Origin of the sequence: Halorubrum salipaludis (assembly GCF_002286985.1) — an archaeon.
Lineage (GTDB): Archaea > Halobacteriota > Halobacteria > Halobacteriales > Haloferacaceae > Halorubrum > Halorubrum salipaludis.
Genome location: NZ_NSKC01000008.1, coordinates 1 through 15931, shown reverse-complemented (window position 1 = coordinate 15931; position 15931 = coordinate 1). Strand labels below are relative to the sequence as shown.

At 70.4% G+C, this 15931-nt stretch carries 15 protein-coding genes; 7 read left to right on the top strand and 8 right to left on the bottom strand.

Annotation, left to right across the window (positions count from 1 at the left end; all coding sequences use genetic code 11):
* Window positions 1–61 precede the first annotated feature (61 nt).
* From CK500_RS11665 to lipA, 5 genes are all read right to left on the bottom strand, one after another.
* Window positions 62–931, bottom strand: a complete 870-nt coding sequence (locus CK500_RS11665; protein WP_233139148.1) for an ABC transporter ATP-binding protein — start codon at window positions 929–931, stop codon at window positions 62–64.
* Entirely contained in the window at window positions 928–1830 is a 903-nt protein-coding gene (locus CK500_RS11660; RefSeq protein ID WP_095637395.1) for an ABC transporter ATP-binding protein, read from the bottom strand. The genes CK500_RS11665 and CK500_RS11660 overlap by 4 nt, the downstream gene beginning before the upstream one ends.
* Window positions 1823–3160: a branched-chain amino acid ABC transporter permease gene (locus CK500_RS11655; protein WP_095637394.1), complete on the bottom strand. Its 1338-nt coding sequence runs from the start codon at window positions 3158–3160 to the stop codon at window positions 1823–1825. The genes CK500_RS11660 and CK500_RS11655 overlap by 8 nt, the downstream gene beginning before the upstream one ends.
* Window positions 3157–4278, bottom strand: coding sequence for a branched-chain amino acid ABC transporter permease (locus CK500_RS11650; RefSeq protein WP_095637393.1), 1122 nt, complete (start codon window positions 4276–4278; stop codon window positions 3157–3159). The genes CK500_RS11655 and CK500_RS11650 overlap by 4 nt, the downstream gene beginning before the upstream one ends.
* A gap of 161 nt (window positions 4279–4439) precedes the next feature.
* Window positions 4440–5378 carry a lipoyl synthase gene (gene lipA / locus CK500_RS11645; protein ID WP_095637392.1) on the bottom strand — a complete coding sequence of 313 codons (939 nt, stop codon included), beginning with the start codon at window positions 5376–5378 and terminating at the stop codon, window positions 4440–4442.
* 160 nt (window positions 5379–5538) lie between these two features.
* Here lipA and CK500_RS11640 point away from each other — a divergent pair, with 160 nt between their 5' ends.
* On the top strand, window positions 5539–7113 hold the full coding sequence (locus tag CK500_RS11640) for an MATE family efflux transporter (protein WP_233139143.1): 1575 nt from the start codon (window positions 5539–5541) through the stop codon (window positions 7111–7113).
* A gap of 34 nt (window positions 7114–7147) precedes the next feature.
* On the opposite strand, the gene CK500_RS11630 is transcribed toward CK500_RS11640, so the two are convergent.
* Genes CK500_RS11630 through CK500_RS11620 form a run of 3 tightly spaced genes read right to left on the bottom strand, consistent with a single transcriptional unit; the run spans window position 7148 to window position 9149 of the window.
* Window positions 7148–7654 (bottom strand): hypothetical protein, encoded by a 507-nt coding sequence (locus tag CK500_RS11630; protein ID WP_095637391.1) that lies wholly within the window; start codon window positions 7652–7654, stop codon window positions 7148–7150.
* A 36-nt stretch (window positions 7655–7690) separates the two neighbouring features.
* Window positions 7691–8284, bottom strand: a complete 594-nt coding sequence (locus CK500_RS11625) for a cysteine hydrolase family protein (RefSeq protein WP_095637390.1) — start codon at window positions 8282–8284, stop codon at window positions 7691–7693.
* On the bottom strand, window positions 8277–9149 hold the full coding sequence (locus CK500_RS11620; RefSeq protein ID WP_095637389.1) for a YqcI/YcgG family protein: 873 nt from the start codon (window positions 9147–9149) through the stop codon (window positions 8277–8279). The genes CK500_RS11625 and CK500_RS11620 overlap by 8 nt, the downstream gene beginning before the upstream one ends.
* 114 nt (window positions 9150–9263) lie before the next feature.
* Here CK500_RS11620 and CK500_RS11615 point away from each other — a divergent pair, with 114 nt between their 5' ends.
* The 6 genes from CK500_RS11615 to CK500_RS11590 all read left to right on the top strand — a co-directional run bounded on the left by CK500_RS11615 (window position 9264) and on the right by CK500_RS11590 (window position 15620).
* Complete coding sequence (locus CK500_RS11615; protein WP_095637388.1) at window positions 9264–9842, top strand: DUF655 domain-containing protein; 579 nt, start codon at window positions 9264–9266, stop codon at window positions 9840–9842.
* 653 nt (window positions 9843–10495) lie between these two features.
* Window positions 10496–11419, top strand: coding sequence for a 16S ribosomal RNA methyltransferase A (locus tag CK500_RS11610; protein ID WP_095637387.1), 924 nt, complete (start codon window positions 10496–10498; stop codon window positions 11417–11419).
* A gap of 132 nt (window positions 11420–11551) precedes the next feature.
* On the top strand, window positions 11552–12850 hold the full coding sequence (locus tag CK500_RS11605; protein WP_095637386.1) for a mechanosensitive ion channel family protein: 1299 nt from the start codon (window positions 11552–11554) through the stop codon (window positions 12848–12850).
* Window positions 12847–13440, top strand: coding sequence for a HemK2/MTQ2 family protein methyltransferase (locus CK500_RS11600; RefSeq protein WP_095637385.1), 594 nt, complete (start codon window positions 12847–12849; stop codon window positions 13438–13440). Before CK500_RS11605 ends, CK500_RS11600 begins: the two co-directional genes overlap by 4 nt.
* A 99-nt stretch (window positions 13441–13539) precedes the next feature.
* Window positions 13540–14550, top strand: coding sequence for a 5-methyltetrahydropteroyltriglutamate--homocysteine methyltransferase (locus CK500_RS11595; RefSeq protein WP_095637384.1), 1011 nt, complete (start codon window positions 13540–13542; stop codon window positions 14548–14550).
* A complete protein-coding gene (locus tag CK500_RS11590) occupies window positions 14550–15620 on the top strand; it encodes a methionine synthase (protein ID WP_095637383.1) in 1071 nt (356 codons plus the stop codon). Before CK500_RS11595 ends, CK500_RS11590 begins: the two co-directional genes overlap by 1 nt.
* The last annotated feature ends 311 nt before the right edge of the window (window positions 15621–15931 follow it).

Here is a 15931-nt window from a genome sequence, read left to right as displayed (position 1 = left end):
ATCGATCACGAACGGGGCGCCCCGGACGAGCCGCCCGCAAACCGAAAGACGGACGACCGAGCTATCCGCCGAGGAAGTCCTTCCGCACGTCCTCGTCGCCGAGCAAGACGTCGCCGCGGTCGGTGTACCGGTTCTCGCCGTTGACGAGGACGTAGCCGCGGTCGCAGCGCCGTAGCGCCTCCTTCGCGTTCTGCTCGACCATCAGGATCGCGGTCCCCGAGTCGTTGATCCGGTCGATCCGGTCGAACATGTCCGAGACGAGGTCCGGCGCGAGCCCCGCCGACGGCTCGTCGAGCAACAGCAGATCGGGGTCGAGCATGAGCGCCCGCCCCATCGCGACCATCTGGCGCTGGCCGCCGGAGAGCGTCCCGGCCTTCTGGTCTTTCCGCTCCCGGAGGATCGGGAACCGGTCGTAGATCGCCTCGATCTGGTCTTCGGGGACCTCGTCGAGGATGTACGCCCCCATCTCGAGGTTCTCGCGGACGCTCAGTCCCGGGAACACGTTGTCCGTCTGCGGGACGAACCCGATCCCCTCGCGGATGATCCGCTCGGGCGCGAGCCCGTGGATCGGCTCGCCCTCGAACTCGACGGTGCCGTCCATGTACGTCGTGAGCCCGAAGACCGTCTTCATCACGGTCGACTTGCCGGCGCCGTTGGGGCCGACGATGGTGACGTACTCTCCGTCGGCGACGTCGAGGTCGACGTCCGAGAGGATCTGCAGGTCGCCGTAGCCGGCGTCGAGGTCGCGGAGCCGGAGGATGGCGTCGCCGTCGAGGGTGTGGGCCGTCCCCGCGTCGGCGTCGGTCGCGTCGGACTCGGCGGTCCCGTCCGACTCGACGGGGTCGTCCGCGACGGTCTCGTCGGTGGTCGTCTCGTCGGTCCCGCTCTCGCCGACGCGCTCGTCGCCGGTCTCGCCCTCCTCGACGCTCATACGTCCTCCCCCAGGTACGCCTCGATGACCCGTTCGTCGTTCCGTATCTCGTCGCCGGTCCCCTCGGCGAGAACGCTGCCCTGGTGCATGACGATGACGTGTTCGCAGTTGTTCATGATGACGTCCATGTCGTGTTCGACGAGGAGGAAGGTGTAGCCGTCCTCGCGCAGCTGGTGGATTCGGTCGAGGAGCTTCTCCTCTAACGTGGGGTTGACCCCCGCGAGCGGCTCGTCGAGCAGAACCACCTCCGGATCGGTCATGAGCGCCCGCGCCATCTCGAGGAGCTTCCGCTGCCCGCCCGAGAGGTTGCCGGCGTGTTCGGTCGCGAGGTGGTCAATCTCGAAGAAGTCGAGGGTCTCCCACGCGCGCTCGCGGATCGCCTCCTCCTGTTCGACGACGTCTCCCCGGAGGCCGGGCGTGACCGCCCGGATCGCCGACTCGCCGAGCTGGCCCTTCGGTGCGAGCATCAGGTTCTCCAGGACGGTCATCTCCGAGAGCTCGCGGGCGATCTGGAAGGTGCGGACGAGTCCCTTCCGCGCCATCCGGTACGGTTCGAGCCCGGTGACGTCCTCGCCCTTGAAGTACACCGACCCCGCGGTCGGCTCGTGGACGCCGGTGATGCAGTTGAACGTGGTCGACTTCCCGGCCCCGTTGGGGCCGATCAGTCCCGTCAGCGACCCCTGTTCGACCTCGAAGCTGGCGCCGTCGACGGCGGTGACCCCGCCGAACCGCTTGACGAGCCCCTCGACACGGAGCGGCGGGGCCCCCGAGGGGACGTGTTTCGCCGCCTCCTCGACGGCGCTGTCGTTCGCCTCGGGCTCGTCGGTGATCGCGTCGGCCGCGTCGACCTCGTCCGCCGCGTCGGCGACGTCCGAGGCGTCCGGAACGTCGCTACTCATCGGTCTCACCCCCGCTGGGGCGCTCCGAGAGGTCGACGGCCGCGGCCGTCTCGATCCGGTCCCCGAGTATCCCGTCGGGGCGCCGGTGCATGATGAACACCAGGATGAGCCCGAGGAGGATGAACTGGAGCGGCGCGACGTTGTCCGTCGCGAACGCGAGGAACGCGGTCGGGTCGAGCGCGGCCACCGCGTCGGCGAACGACGGCGGCGTCTCGGCGTCGATGACATCGCGTACCGACGCCCCGACGCGGCGCGGCCCCTCGAACAGGACCGTCGCGAAGACGATCCCGCCGAGGACCGAGCCGGTGTTCGACCCCGACCCGCCGATGATGACGGCGATGAAGACGTAGAAGGTCAGGAGGGGCATGAACTGCGGCGTCGGCGAGACGTTGCCCTGACTGCCGAACCAGAGGATGCCGACGAGCCCCATCAGCGCACAGCCGATGACGAACACCTTCACCTTGATCAGGTCCACGTTCTTCCCGAGCGAGTCGGCGACGAGCTCGTCTTCCCGGATCGCCTTGAGCGTCCGCCCGAACGGCGACCGGCCGAGCCGTTCCAGCAGGACGTAAAAGGCGATCACGAAGGCGGCGAGCACGGCGATGTACCCCCAGTCGATGAGGATCGAGTTGGAGACCCCGAGCGCGTCCTCGCCGAAGACCCCGAAGACGAGCTCGCCGAAGGCCGTCGGCGTCCCGGCCTGCCCGTCGACGAGGAACAGGTCGCGGACGGGGTTCCGCGGCATCCCCATGCCGCGGCCGCCGCCGGTGCCGACGCCGAGCGAGTCCCTGAGGAACGTGTCGAACGCGCTCGACTGGAGGAACAGCCGGACGATCTCCGAGATGCCGAGCGTGACGATCGCCAGGTAGTCGGCCTTGAGCCGGAGCGCCGGGAGCGCGGCGAGCAGGCCGACGACCGCGGCCACCAGCATGCCGGCGGCGATGCCGACCGGGAGCGGGAGCCCGAACCCGGGCGGCCCGAACGCCGGGTCGGGCGAGCGGACGACGATCCCCATGGTGTAGACCCCGAGCGCCATGAACCCGGCCACGCCGATGTTGAACAGCCCGGCGTACCCCCACTGGAGGTTCAACGCGAGCGCCGCGAGCGCGTACACGAGCCCGAGGAACGTCAGCGTCCGCATCAGCCCGACGACGCTGTTGAGACCGTCGGCGAAGGTGAGCACCGTCGCGGCGAGGTAGACTACGAGGAGCGTCCCGAGCACGAGCCCGAGGTCGCTCCGCTTGGCGGCGTCGAGCAGGGCGGCGGTCGCGCTCTCCGGCCGCTCGTCGGCCGGCGCGTCCCGGTCGCCCGAGGACGAGGCGTCGGTCATGCGGTCGAAACACCTCCGAAGAGCCCCTCGGGGCGCAACAGGAGCATGGTGATCATCACGGCGAAGGCGGCGGCCTCGTTGAAGTCCGAGGGGATCCAGATCGTCGAGGTGGTGAAGACGATCCCGATGACGAGCCCGCCCGCGATCGCGCCGTACACCGAGCCGATCCCGCCGAGGATGACGGCCGCGAAGATGAGGAGGAGCAGCAGCCAGCCGAAGTCGAACTGGATCGTCCCGCGGAGCAGCACGTAGAGGTACCCCGAGGCGCCCGCCAGCCCGCCGCCGATGATCCACGTCGCGGTGACGACGCGCTCGGCCGGGATCCCCGTCACGAGCGCCAGGTCCTTGTTGTCGGCCATCGCCCGCATCGCGGTGCCGAGCTTCGTGCGCTGGAGCATGAAGTGCATCGCGAGCATGAGCCCGATCGCGGCGACGACGATTGTCAGCTCGTGGGCGTTGACGGAGAGCCCGAGCGGACCGAACGCGAGGTTCGACGCGTCGACGCTCGCCGTGACGCCGCGCCGGTCGGAGCCGTAGACGAACTGGATCGCGTACCGGACGACCAGCGCGGCGCCGATCGACGCGATCAGGATCGAGATCCCGTCGCGGTCCCGCATCGGCTTGTAGAACGCGCGGTCCAGCGCCAGCGCGACGGCCGCGGTGATCGCGAACGCCGCGACCAGTCCCGCGAGCACCGCGACGGGCGTCGAGAGGATGTGCGCGCCGACCTCGCCGGCGGACGCGCTCCCGGCGTCCCGGACGCTCAACAGCGCCCGGACCGGGACGTCTCCGAACCCGGCGATCAGGAACGCGACCCCCCAGCCGGTGAACGCCCCGGTGCTGAGCAGGTCGCCGTGCGAGAAGTTCGCGAACGAGAGGATGCTGTACGTCATCGAGAGCCCGATGCCGGCGAGCCCGACGACGAGCCCGATCACGACCCCGTTCCAGAGGTTCGAGCCGAGTCGATCGGCCGAGAGCGCCCCGCCGACCGGGCCCACGGAGAGCCCGGCGAGCTTCGCGGCGAGGTCGACGAGCAGCAGGCCGCCGAGGAGGGCGACGAGAAGAAGCCCCGGCCGGGCCCGCGCCGAGTCGACGATCGACGATTCAGTTGTTCCCATGTGTGCGTCTCACTGCCGCAGAGTGAGTTATGGAGAGGTAAATAACTCGCTGTTCCGACAAAAGTCGATACCTCGAAAACGCCTGACAGCTGTCGGAACGTCGGAATTCGCCGATCCGTCTCGGTCTTCCGCGGTCCGTCCCCCCTCTTCCCCGCTCCGCCTCAGTCGCCGCCCGCGGCGCGCGCGTGTCGCCGTGCGTCCTCGGGAGAGCGCCCCTCGCGGAGCATGGCCTCCACGAACAGCTCGCCCGCCTTGTACGAGGAACGGACCATCGGCCCCGACGCGCAGTAGAGGAAGCCGAACTCCTCTTCGGCGACCGCGCGCCACACGTCGAACACGTCGGGGTGTACGTACTCGAACACGTCGAGGTGCGAGCGCGAGGGCCGGAGGTACTGGCCGAACGTCACCACGTCGACGCCGACCTCGCGGAGGTCGCCGAGGGTGCGGTACACCTCGTGGTGGTACTCGCCGACGCCGAGCATGAGGCTCGTCTTGGTGTGGATGTCGGACTCGCGGTCGACCCGGTCGAGCACCGCGAGCGACTGCTCGTAGCCGGCCCGCCGGTCGCGCACGGGCCACTGGAGCCGCTCGACCGTCTCGACGTTGTGGGCGATCACGTCGGGCCCGGCGTCGACGATCCGGTCGATCGCCTCGGGGTCGCCACCGAAGTCCGGGATCAGCGTCTCGACGAGGATCTCCGGGTCCCGCCGCTTAATCGCCCGGATCGTCTCGGCGAAGTGCGCGGAGCCGCCGTCCGCGAGGTCGTCGCGGTCGACCGACGTGAGCACGACGTAGTCGAGCCCGATCTCCGCGACCGCGTCCGCCACGTTCGCCGGCTCGTCGGGGTCCAGGGGCTCCATACCGCCGGTCTCCACGTCACAGAAGTTACATCCGCGCGAGCAGCGGTCGCCCATGAGCATGAACGTCGCAGTCCCCGGCCCGTCTCGGCCCGACCAACACTCGCCCATGTTGGGGCAGTTCGCCTCCTCGCACACCGTGTGGAGGTCCCGCTCGCGAAGGCGCTCTTTGATCTCCGTGAACCGGGAGCCCGACGGGGGACGCGACTTCAGCCAGTCCGGCTTCCGACGGCCGCGTTGCATACCGGAGCCACGGCGGCCGGGTGCAAAAACGTGAGGATCCGATCGATCGGCGGCGGGTCCGGCCGACCACCGGCGGGCTCCGCGGCGCCCGGCGCGGAGAGACGTATGCTATCTAACACCAGTATGCTTTTATTATCAGAATCCGATACGGAACTATTCGATGTTCGATGTCGACCGCGAGGCGATCACCGGGGGGCCCGTCGGCCGGGTACTCCTGCTGCTCGCGGCCCCGCTCGTCGCGCAGAACCTCGTGTACGTCGCGAACGCCCTCGTCGACACGTTCTGGCTCGGGCGGGTGAGCGAGGACGCCGTCGCCGCGGTCGGGCTCAGCCTCCCGATCCAGTCGTTCCTGGGCGCGGCGGTGGTCGTCGCCGCCCTCGGAACGCAGATCCTCGTCGCGCAGCGCGCCGGCGACGAGGACGACGCGGGTGCGCGCCGCGTCGCGGTCAACGGCGCGCTCGTCGCGCTCGCGGTCACCGGCGCGATCGCGATACCCGTCGTCGTCTACGCCGAGGAGCTGGTGCGGGCCCTCAGCGCGGACCCCGCCCTGGCCGGCACCACGGCGACGTACCTCGCGATCATCGTCGCCGTCCTCCCGCTCGGGGCGGTCGGCGACACGGTGGAGAACTGCTTCACCGCCTACGGCGACACCCGCGCCGTCCTCCACGTGAGCGTCGCCAGCGTCCTCGCCAACCTCGTCGCGGCGCCCGTCCTCATCTTCGGCGTCGGCCCGGTCCCGGCGCTCGGCGTCGCGGGCGCGGCCCTCGGGACGGTCCTCGCGGGCGTCGTCGGCCTCGTCCACGTGCTCGCGTACGCGGCGGGGATCGGACGGGACACGTTCCGGCTCACCCGCGACGCGTTCGCCGTCGATCTCGGTGCGGTGCGCGAGGTCGTAGAAGTCGGGCTCCCCCTCGGCGGCCAGCGCGGGGTGAGCGAGCTGGTGCGCGTGCTCGTCGTGGGGCTGGTCGCGATCGCCGGCGGGGCGGCCGGCGTCGCGGCGTACACGGTCGGCGCGCGGGTCGCCACGCTGGCGGTCGTCCCCGCGCTCGGGGTACAGCAGGCGGCCCAGTCGATGATCGGACAGAACCTCGGGGCGGACGCCCCGCGGCGCGCCCGCCGGACGACGGTCGTCGGCACCGAGCTGATCGTCGTCGGGTTCCTCGCGCTCGGCGCCGTCCAGTTCCTGTTCGCCGGGGGGATCGCCGATCTGCTCGCGCCCGATCTCACCGCGGCGGGGCGGTCGCTGTCGGTGCTGTACCTGCGGATCCTGGCGGTCACTTACTGGGCGCTCGGCGGGAGCTACACCCTGCTCGCCGGCTTCAACGGCGCCTCGCGCACCCGGACCTCGTTCGTCGCGGACCTGGTCAAGTACTGGGGGGTCCGGTTCCCGATCGCGGTCGCCGCGGTGCCCGCGGCCGCGACGTTCGGGGCGTTCGGCGTCTCCGTCTCGCCCGGGCTCGGCTGGGGCGTCGAGGCCGTCTTCTGGGCGGTCGCGGCCTCGAACGTCGTCGGGTTCCTCGGGCTGGGCGGCTACTTCCTGTACACGACCCGGCGCGGCATGTTCGCGAACGCCGCCGACCGCGCGAGCGGGGACGGCGACGGCGGCGACGCGGGCGGGGACGGCGCGAACGGGGACGACACGTCCGGCGACGCCGCGCCTCGCGACGACACGACCACCGACGACGCCCCCGGCGACGGCGCGAGCGGGAGCGCCGCGGAGGCGGCCGACGACTGACGCGGTCGATCGCCGCCGACCGCCGGCGACGGGCTCAGTCGAGGTCCGTAACCCGGACCGACCCGACCGTCTCGCCGTCGCCCGACAGCCGGACCGTCACCGCCTCCTGGCCGGGGTGGAGCCAGTCGCGGGTGACCGTGACGGTCGCCGTCTCGTCGGGGGCGAGGACGACGGGGTCGACCGGCGCGACCGACTCCTCGCCGTCGTCGAACGCGAGCGTCGCCCGCGCCACTCGGACCGGCTCGGTGCCGTCGTTGCGGAGGGCGACCGCGAACCGGTCGACCGCGCGTTTCTCGCCGGCTGGCGAGACGGCGAGATCGACATCGGTGACGCGGATCGGCCGGTCCCTCTCCGGACCCCCGTCGTCGGGCTCGACCTCGTCCTCGGCCGCCGCCACGTCCTCGTCGGTGAACTTCGCGAAGCACCGGTAACAGCGGTAGACGGTCAGGTCCGGCGGCGGGACGTACCCCCCGTTCATCCGGATCGATTTCACGAGGAAGCGGCTCCCGCACTCCGGGCAGTTCGGAGTTCCGTAGAACACGCTCGCGGTTCTCGCGGGAGGGATATGGGCTTTCGGTCAGTCCGCGAGCAGGTCCCCGCTCTCGACGACGGTCGCGAACTCGCCGTTCAGGTGCGCGAGCGCGACGCGGTGAGAGGTCTCCGGGTCGATCCGGTCGCCGTCGTGGGTCGCTCGGGCGTGCGTCGCGGTCGCGTCGGCGACCACGCGAACGTCGTAGCCGCGGTTCTCCGCGGCTCGGACCGTGGTCGAGACGCAGTGATCGGTGGTGAGTCCGCAGACGACGAGCGACTCGTGTCCCCGTTCGCGAAGCCACTCGTCGAGCCCCGAGCCGAGGAGGGCGCCGTTGACCGACTTCTCGAAGGTCGGCTCGCCCGCCTCGGGCGCGGTCTCCGGCTTCCACGCAAACCCCGGGGCGTCGGACCGCAGCGGCGAGTCGGGCTCCGTCGAGGCGTGTCGCACGTGCGCGACGGGTCGTCCCTCGGCGCGCCACCGGCCGAGGAGTTCGGCCGCGATCGACTCCGCGTCGGGGTTGTTGCGCTCGCCCCACCCCGGCTCGTCGAATCCGGTCTGAAAGTCGATCAACAGGAGGACCGCGTCGTCGGAGCGCGCGCGGGCGGGTTCCGTGGCCGCCGACCGCGACGGCTCAGTCATCGCCGAACCCCGTAGTCAGCGCCTCATCGCCGCCCGCCGCCGGGGGCGACTCGTCGAACCGACGCCACGCGCCCGGCTCCAGCAGCGCGTCCGGCGCCTTCGGGTGCTCGCGGGTCGGGCGCAGGGGACAGGCGTCCGGGCTCGCGTCGTCGTCCTCGCGGAACAGGTACTGGCGCCACTCGCGGTCGCCCTCGACGCCCCAGTCGCCGAGGTCGGCGTGGGGACAGACCCCGTCGTACTCGCCCATCCGGTCGCGGATCGTCTCGCGGGCCCGTTCCCCCGCCTCGGTGTCGGCGGTGAGCCCGTCGAAGACCGCCCGCGGCTGGAAGGTGATCTCCAGTCCCACCGGCGAGTACCGGCTCCTGCGCTCGTCGTAGAAGGGGGCGCGGGAGGTCGGGAACAGCGGCTCGCCGCCGAAGCAGAACTCCCACCGGGGGGTGTCGGGGTCGGTCGGGATGTCCTCGGGCCACGGCTCGGGGTCGTGGACGTGGAGGAACTCCAGCACGTGCCAGAGCCGCTCGTGGTAGTGCGCCTCGCCCGGGTCTCCGTCGGGCGGTCGGAAGAACACCGCCAGCGGTGCGCGGTCGGCGTGGTCGTCGTAGGTGTCGAGGTACTCCGAGAGCACGTCGCGGAGCCGGAGCAGGGCGGCGGGGTCGGTCGTCGACTCGCAGGCGGCGTACAGCAGGTCGCCCTCGCGCTCGACCTCGATGCCGAAGTAGCAGGGGAACGGGGAGCCGTCGCGCTCGCCGAGCATCGACTCGCGGAAGGTTCGGTAGTGCTCCCGGAGCCACCCGGGCGCGTCGTCGAGCCGACCGCGGAGCGTCTCCTGGTCCAACAGCACGCCCTCGGTGCCTGGCTCGTTCATACCGTTCGTGGGGCACAGACGGGCTTTTGGCTTTCGGCGGCTCCCGGTGTGCGGGACCGGTCGTCACCGCCGCACGCCCGCGGTTTTTTCACCGCGCGGACACCTAAAACGCGTATGAGCGATCCCGAAACCGACGCGCCCGACGCGGACGACGGTCCCGCGGTCGTCCTGTTGGACGTGTTGCCCAACGGGCGGCCGGACGACGACCGCGCGCAGTACCGGAAGTCGCCGGTCGCGTACGGGCTCGGGACGGACGCGTTCCGGCTGTACGAGCTCGCGCTCGACGAGGCGGCCGACGTCTCCGTGAGCGATCGGATCGCGCTGGACGGCCCCGGGGTCGGCCGGTACCGCGAGGTGTCGTTCGACGACCTCACCCGGAACGCGGCCGCCGAGATCGAGTACGCGGTCGAGGACATCGTCGAGGCCGACGAGGAGCGGTTCGTCGACTTCTACAACGAGGCCGGGCCGATCACCCTGCGGCTCCACCAGCTCAACCTGCTTCCGGGGATCGGCAAACAGCTCCGGAACAAGGTGCTCGACGAGCGGAAGCGCGGCCCCTTCGAGAGCTTCGCGGAGGTTTCGGAGCGCGTCGCCGGCCTCCACCGCCCGCGGGAGGTGATCGTCGAGCGGATCGTCGAGGAGATCCGCGAGGAGGACCTCAAGTACCGGCGGTTCGTCGGGTACGAGGAGTGAGGGAGGGAGCGTCTCGGTGAGGGGTCAGCGGCGTTCGCGGGCGAGTACGACGCGCCAGACGTCCGGCGGATTGGGTGAGACGCGTGCCTCTCGATCGATAGCGGGAGTACGTGAATCATTTCGATGGGTTGGTTGTTTATAAGTCAGATTGTGGTGGTACTGGCGGGTGTTTATAAGTGATCGACGACTCTGGAGTGACGGCCTCCAAAGCCCCAGTCGCTGTGGGCGGCGCACGCTCGCTGCGCGCCTCACTCGGTCGCTGTCGCTCCCTCGTTGCGGTGCTTGTGTCGCCTGCGCCGCCCACAGCGACTGCCCCTTTGAGTCCCGCCCCGCACAGCACCGCACAGCGCCTCACGCCTCCCCAGCCTCGCCGCTCGCTGCGCTCGCGGCGTCCCTCGCGCGTGCTCCTCGCGGCCGCCTTCGGCGGCACGCTCGGAGGCGCACGCCACCGCAGATCGGTTTATGAGTGAGCGTCGCCGTCGCTCTTGGCAGTTTAAATCCCGTCTCGCCGCCACCGATCTGCGATACCCACTCCCGCCACCAATCGCCGCTATCTCTGTGGCTGATCAGACCCGTCCTCGCGGCGGACAGTCGGGACGGCCCGCGACGACCCGAAACGGGACTTTTACCCGGAGCCGCGGAGTAACGCGGCCATGACCGATTCATCGACGGGCGCCGGCGCGGCCTACGGGGACCGCGACCCCGACGCGCTCGCCCGGCGGGCCGGGGAGCGCGCGAACCCCGACCGCGACCAGCACTTCCTCGTCGACGACCGCGTGCTCGATCGGATCCCGGCGTACCTCCCCGACGACGCCGACGCGAGCCGCCTCCTCGAGATCGGCGGGGGCGCGGGGGCGCTCACCGACCGGCTGCTGGCGGCGATCGTCGCGGAGGGCGGCGACCCGGACGCCGATTCCGACGCCGCCGCTCCGGGTCACCTCTCCGTGATCGAGCGCGACGGCGTCTTCGCCGACTTCCTCCGCGAGGAGTTCGCGACCGCGGTCGACGACGGCCTCCTCGACGTGATCGAGGGCGACGCGCTCGACGTCGACCTCCCGCCGTTCACCGCCTGCGTCGCGAACCTCCCGTACGGCGTCTCCTCGGAGATCGCCTTCCGGCTGCTCCCCGAGAAGCGGCCCCTCGTGTTGATGTTTCAGGCGGAGTTCGCCGAGCGCATGGTGGCGTCGGCGGGGGAGTCGGAGTACGGCCGCCTGTCGGTGTCCGCCCAGCACTACGCCGACGTGGAGATCGTCGAGCGCGTCCCGAAGGAGGCGTTCGACCCCCAGCCGGCCGTCGAGAGCGCCGTCGTCCGGTGTACACCCCGCGATCCGGAGTACGAGGCCGGCGACGAGGCGTTCTTCCTCCGGTTCGTGAAGGCGCTTTTCACCCAGCGCCGGAAGACGGTCCGGAACGCGATCCGAAACACGGGCCACATCTCCGGGCTGGACGAGCCCGAGGCCGTCGTCGACGCCGCCGACGAGGACCTGCTCCGGCGCCGCCCGGGCGACCTCGAACCGGCGGCGTTCGCGGCGCTGGCCGAGCTGGCCCGCGAGCGCGGGTCGCCGACGGAGGCCTGAGCCGATGGCGTGGCCGGCGACCCCGCTCAGCGTTCGAGTCCCGAGGTCCCGACGGTGCGGCCGCCGGACGCGGCGGCGGTTTCGGACCGTGACCGTGCGGGGCGCCGCGGCGGTCGCCGACGGAGGGGAGCCGTGATCGCCTCCCTCCTCGCGCAGAACGCGACCGCCCTTCCCGGGCCGTTCAGCGATCTCTACGGAGCCGTGACGGGGAACGTCGAGCGCGTCGCGGTCTCCGCGCTGATTGTCGCCGCCGTGCTCGGCGTCCGGCTCCTCACCGGGTGGGCGAAGCGGCGGAACGGGGAGCTCACCTCGAAGCGGCGGCTCCTGCTGTCGATGGCTGTCGCCGGGGCCACCGCGGTCGGCGCGCTCTCGCTGCTCGCGGTGTGGGACCGGAGCGGCGCGCTCCTCGACGCCTACGAGTCGGCGGCGATCGCCGACCAGCTGTCGAACGTCGTGTTCGCGGTGGTGATCTTAGCGAGCGCCTACGCGGTCACGGACTTCCTCGGCGGGGTCATCCGCGAGATCTCCGCCGAGAGCGCGGCGCTGTCCGACCACCAGGAGGAGGTGATCCGGCGGCTCACCCAGATATCGGTGTACACCTTCGCAATCTTGGTCGTCGTGGGGCTGTTCACCGACAACGTCGGCGGGCTCCTCGTCGGGGCCGGCTTCCTCGGGATCGTGGTCGGGATGGCGGCCCGCCAGACGCTCGGAGCGATCCTCGCCGGCTTCGTGCTGATGTTCTCCCGCCCGTTCGAGGTGGGCGACTGGGTCGAGGTCGGCGACCACGAGGGGACCGTCACGGAGATCTCGATCATGAGCACCCGCCTCCGGTCGTTCGACGGCGAGGTGATCACGCTTCCGAACGACACGGTCCGGTCGGGGTCGATAATCGACCGGTCGCGGCGGAACCGGCTGCGGATCGAGATCGAGGTCGGCGTCGACTACGACGCCGATATCGAGCGCGCGGCGGCGGTGATCGAGGAGACCGTCGCCGGGGTCGAGGACGTGGCCGCGATGCCCGAGCCGAACGCCGTGACGAAGCGGTTCGCCGACTCGGCGGTCGTGTTGGGGCTCCGCTACTGGATCCGGAACCCCAGCATGCGCAAGCGCTGGCGCACCCAGACCGCCGCGATGAACGCGATCAAGGCGGCGCTCGAAGACGAGGGGATCGTCATTCCGTTCCCGCAGCAGACGCTCTCCGCGCGGGCCGAGGGCAGCTCCGGGCCGCAGTTGGACGCGTCGGTCGAGGGCCGGTCGGCGACGCGCGGCGGGTCCCGGTCGACGGGCGGGACCGCGGAGTCGGAGTCGAACGGCGGGGGCGACGGCTCGGCGTCGAACGCTGACGGCTCGGCGTCGAACGCTGACGGCTCGGCGTCGAACGCTGACGGCTCGGCGTCGAACGCTGACGGCTCGGGGGAGTCCGACCGATGACCGGAGACGACGCCGAGACCGATCTCGCGGAGCGGCGCGGCCTCGACGACGCCGTCGTCTACCAGCCGGCCGAGGACTCAGGGCTGCTCGCGGAGGCGGCCCTCGAAGAAGCGCACGGGCGGGTGCTGGAGGTCGGCACGGGGTCGGGGTGGGTCGCCCAGCAGGTCGCCGAGGAGCGGGGGCTCGACGTGGTCGGCAGCGACCTCAACCCCCACGCGGCGCGACAGGCCCGCGAGCGCGGCGTCGAGGGGGTCGTCGCCGACCTCCTCTCGCCGTTCCGGGCGGACGCGTTCGACACCGTGTGCTTCAACCCGCCGTACCTCCCGACCGACCCGGACAACGAGTGGGACGACTGGATGGAGCACGCGCTCTCGGGCGGCGAGTCCGGCCGCGAGCTCATCGAGCCGTTCCTCGACGACGTGGGGCGCGTCCTCGCGCCCGGCGGCGTGGTCCTGCTCCTGGTCTCGTCGCTGACGGGGTACGACGAGGTGCTCGCCCTCGCGGAGGACGCCGGGTTCGCGGCCGAGCCGGTCGTCGAGGAGTCGTTCCCGTTCGAGACGCTCACGGTGGTGGCGCTGCGCCGGGAGTGAGGGAGCACTCTCCTTCGGCCGCATCGACCGATGTTGTATTACTATAAAACATAAAATGCATTAGCAAATATTATACGGCGGCATATCGAACGGTCGGTGATGACTGAACGAGTCGCGGCCACGCCGGGGTTGTACCCGCTCCCGGACTGGGCGAAGGAGACGCTCTCCGACCTCAAGGGCCACCAGAAGGGTGACCTCCTGAGCGGCGACGAGAGCGAGGCGATCGTCGAGGAGTACGCCGAGGTGCGCGCCGAGTACGTCGACGACCAGCTCGACGCCGGCCTCGATCTGATCACCGAGGGGCAGGGGCGCTGGGACGACATGATCGCGCACCCGCTCACGGTCCACGACAGCGTCGAGACCGGCGGGATCGTGCGGTACTACGACAACAACAACTTCTACCGCGACCCGCGGGTCGTCGACGACCTCGACTTCTCCGGCGACGTGGCGCGCGAGCTGGAGCGCGCGACCGACCTGCTCGCCGGCGAGGCCGGCGACGCCGACCTCGCCGCGACGCTTCCGGGCCCGTACTCGCTCGCGGAGCTCGCGAGCGACGAACACTACGGCGACGAGGCGGAGTTCCAGGCCGCGATCGCCGAGTTCCTCGCGGGCGAGGTCGAGGCGTTCCCGGCCCACGAGACGCTGTTCCTGCTGGAGCCGTCGCTGGTGACGAGCCCGCCCGCGGAGGGCGAGGAGTCGGCCGCGACCGACGCGATCGCGGCGGTCGCCGACGCGACCGACGCCGACGTGGTCGTCCAGACCTCGTACGGCGCGCTCGGCGAGAAGCTGTACGCCCACCTCGTCGACGAGGCGGGCGCCGACGCGCTCGGTCTCGACCTCGTCGCCGGCGACCGCGACGACACCGTCTACAACGTCCAGGAGTTCGGCGCGACCGACTCGCTCTCGCTCGGGCTCGTCGACGGACAGAACACGCTCGTCGAGGAGCCGGAGACGGTCGCTGAGCGCGTCGAGTGGTTCGAGTCGCAGGTCCCGAACGAGGCGTTCGACCGGACGTACCTGACGCCGAACACCGAGCTGTTCTACCTGCCGACCAACAAGTACCGCGCGAAGCTGAACGCCCTTGCCGCCGCCGCGGAGGTGCTCGACTAATGGCCCGAAACCCCGAAGCCAACCGCGAACAGTTCCGCCCGCACGACCACCCGAACGACGCGTTCCTGCTCACGACCGTCGTCGGCTCGTACCCGAAGCCGAAGTGGCTCAACCGCGCCGACGAGCTCGTCGCGGACCCCGACTCGAAGTTCGACGAATCGGACCTGGAGGAGGCCCACGACGACGCCTGTCGGCTGATCACCCACGAGCACGAGCGCGCCGGGCTCGACACGGTCGTCGACGGCGAGATGCGCCGCAACGAGATGGTCGAGTTCTTCGCCGACCGCATCGACGGCTACGAGTTCAACGGGCCCGTGAAGGTGTGGGGCCACAACTACTTCGACAAGCCGTCCGTCGTCGAGGAGGTCGAATACGACGAGCCGTGGCTGGTCGACGAGTTCGAGTTCACCTCCGATGTCTCGGAGCGCCCCGTCAAGGTCCCGATCACGGGGCCGTACACGCTCGGGTTCTGGGCGTTCAACGAGGCGTACCCCTCGACCGAGGAGCTCGTCTACGACCTCGCGGACCTCGTCAACGAGGAGGTCGAGAAGCTCGTCGAGGCCGGCGCGCGCTACATCCAGATCGACGAGCCCGCGCTGGCGACGACGCCGGAGGACCACGCCATCGTCGGCGAGGCCCTCGAACGCATCGTGTCGGGCATCGACGAGGAGGTCCGGATCGGCCTCCACGTCTGTTACGGCGACTACTCGCGGATCTACCCCGAGATCAACGACTACCCGATCGACGAGTTCGACGTGGAGCTGTGTAACGGCGACTTCGAGCAGATCCCGACGTTCACCGACCCATCGTTCGAGCCCGACCTCGCGCTCGGCGTCGTCGACGCCCACACCGCCGAGGTGGAGCCGGTCGAGGAGATCAAGGAGAACATCCGGCAGGGCCTCCGCGTCGTCCCGCCGGAGAAGCTCACGATCTCGCCCGACTGCGGGCTGAAGCTGCTCCCGCGCGACATCGCGTACGGGAAGACCGAGAACATGGTCACCGCGGTCAGGGAGATCGAAGCCGAGATCGACTCCGGCGAGATCGACGTCGAGAACCCGCTCGACGACTGAGTCGGCGCTGTTGTCGTTATATTTTCAGATAATCTCTACTGAGACAGCCGTGAGGACGCGCCTGCTTCTTGATCGGGAGCAGGAGTGAGTCTCGTACGGTAGTGGAGTGGTTGTTTATAAGTCGGATAATGGTGGTGCTGTCGGATATTCATGAGTGATCGGTGTATTTGCGGTGAAGACTTCCAAAGCCCCAGTCGCAAGGGCAGCTTACGCTCGCTGCGCGCCTCGTTCAGTCGCTGTCGCTCCTTCACTGCGGTGCTTAGCGTCGCCTAAGCTGCCCTTGCGACTGCCCCTTTGAGTCCCACCCAACC

Excerpts from the sequence above, each read along its gene's own strand:
- CK500_RS11665 (WP_233139148.1), bottom strand. The coding sequence starts at position 931 with ATGAGCGTCGAGGAGGGCGAGACCGGCGACGAGCGCGTCGGCGAGAGC.
- CK500_RS11660 (WP_095637395.1), bottom strand. The coding sequence starts at position 1,830 with ATGAGTAGCGACGTTCCGGACGCCTCGGACGTCGCCGACGCGGCGGAC.
- CK500_RS11655 (WP_095637394.1), bottom strand. The coding sequence starts at position 3,160 with ATGACCGACGCCTCGTCCTCGGGCGACCGGGACGCGCCGGCCGACGAG.
- CK500_RS11650 (WP_095637393.1), bottom strand. The coding sequence starts at position 4,278 with ATGGGAACAACTGAATCGTCGATCGTCGACTCGGCGCGGGCCCGGCCG.
- lipA (WP_095637392.1), bottom strand. The coding sequence starts at position 5,378 with ATGCAACGCGGCCGTCGGAAGCCGGACTGGCTGAAGTCGCGTCCCCCG.
- CK500_RS11640 (WP_233139143.1), top strand. The coding sequence starts at position 5,539 with ATGTTCGATGTCGACCGCGAGGCGATCACCGGGGGGCCCGTCGGCCGG.
- CK500_RS11625 (WP_095637390.1), bottom strand. The coding sequence starts at position 8,284 with ATGACTGAGCCGTCGCGGTCGGCGGCCACGGAACCCGCCCGCGCGCGC.
- CK500_RS11620 (WP_095637389.1), bottom strand. The coding sequence starts at position 9,149 with ATGAACGAGCCAGGCACCGAGGGCGTGCTGTTGGACCAGGAGACGCTC.
- CK500_RS11615 (WP_095637388.1), top strand. The coding sequence starts at position 9,264 with ATGAGCGATCCCGAAACCGACGCGCCCGACGCGGACGACGGTCCCGCG.
- CK500_RS11610 (WP_095637387.1), top strand. The coding sequence starts at position 10,496 with ATGACCGATTCATCGACGGGCGCCGGCGCGGCCTACGGGGACCGCGAC.
- CK500_RS11600 (WP_095637385.1), top strand. The coding sequence starts at position 12,847 with ATGACCGGAGACGACGCCGAGACCGATCTCGCGGAGCGGCGCGGCCTC.
- CK500_RS11595 (WP_095637384.1), top strand. The coding sequence starts at position 13,540 with ATGACTGAACGAGTCGCGGCCACGCCGGGGTTGTACCCGCTCCCGGAC.
- CK500_RS11590 (WP_095637383.1), top strand. The coding sequence starts at position 14,550 with ATGGCCCGAAACCCCGAAGCCAACCGCGAACAGTTCCGCCCGCACGAC.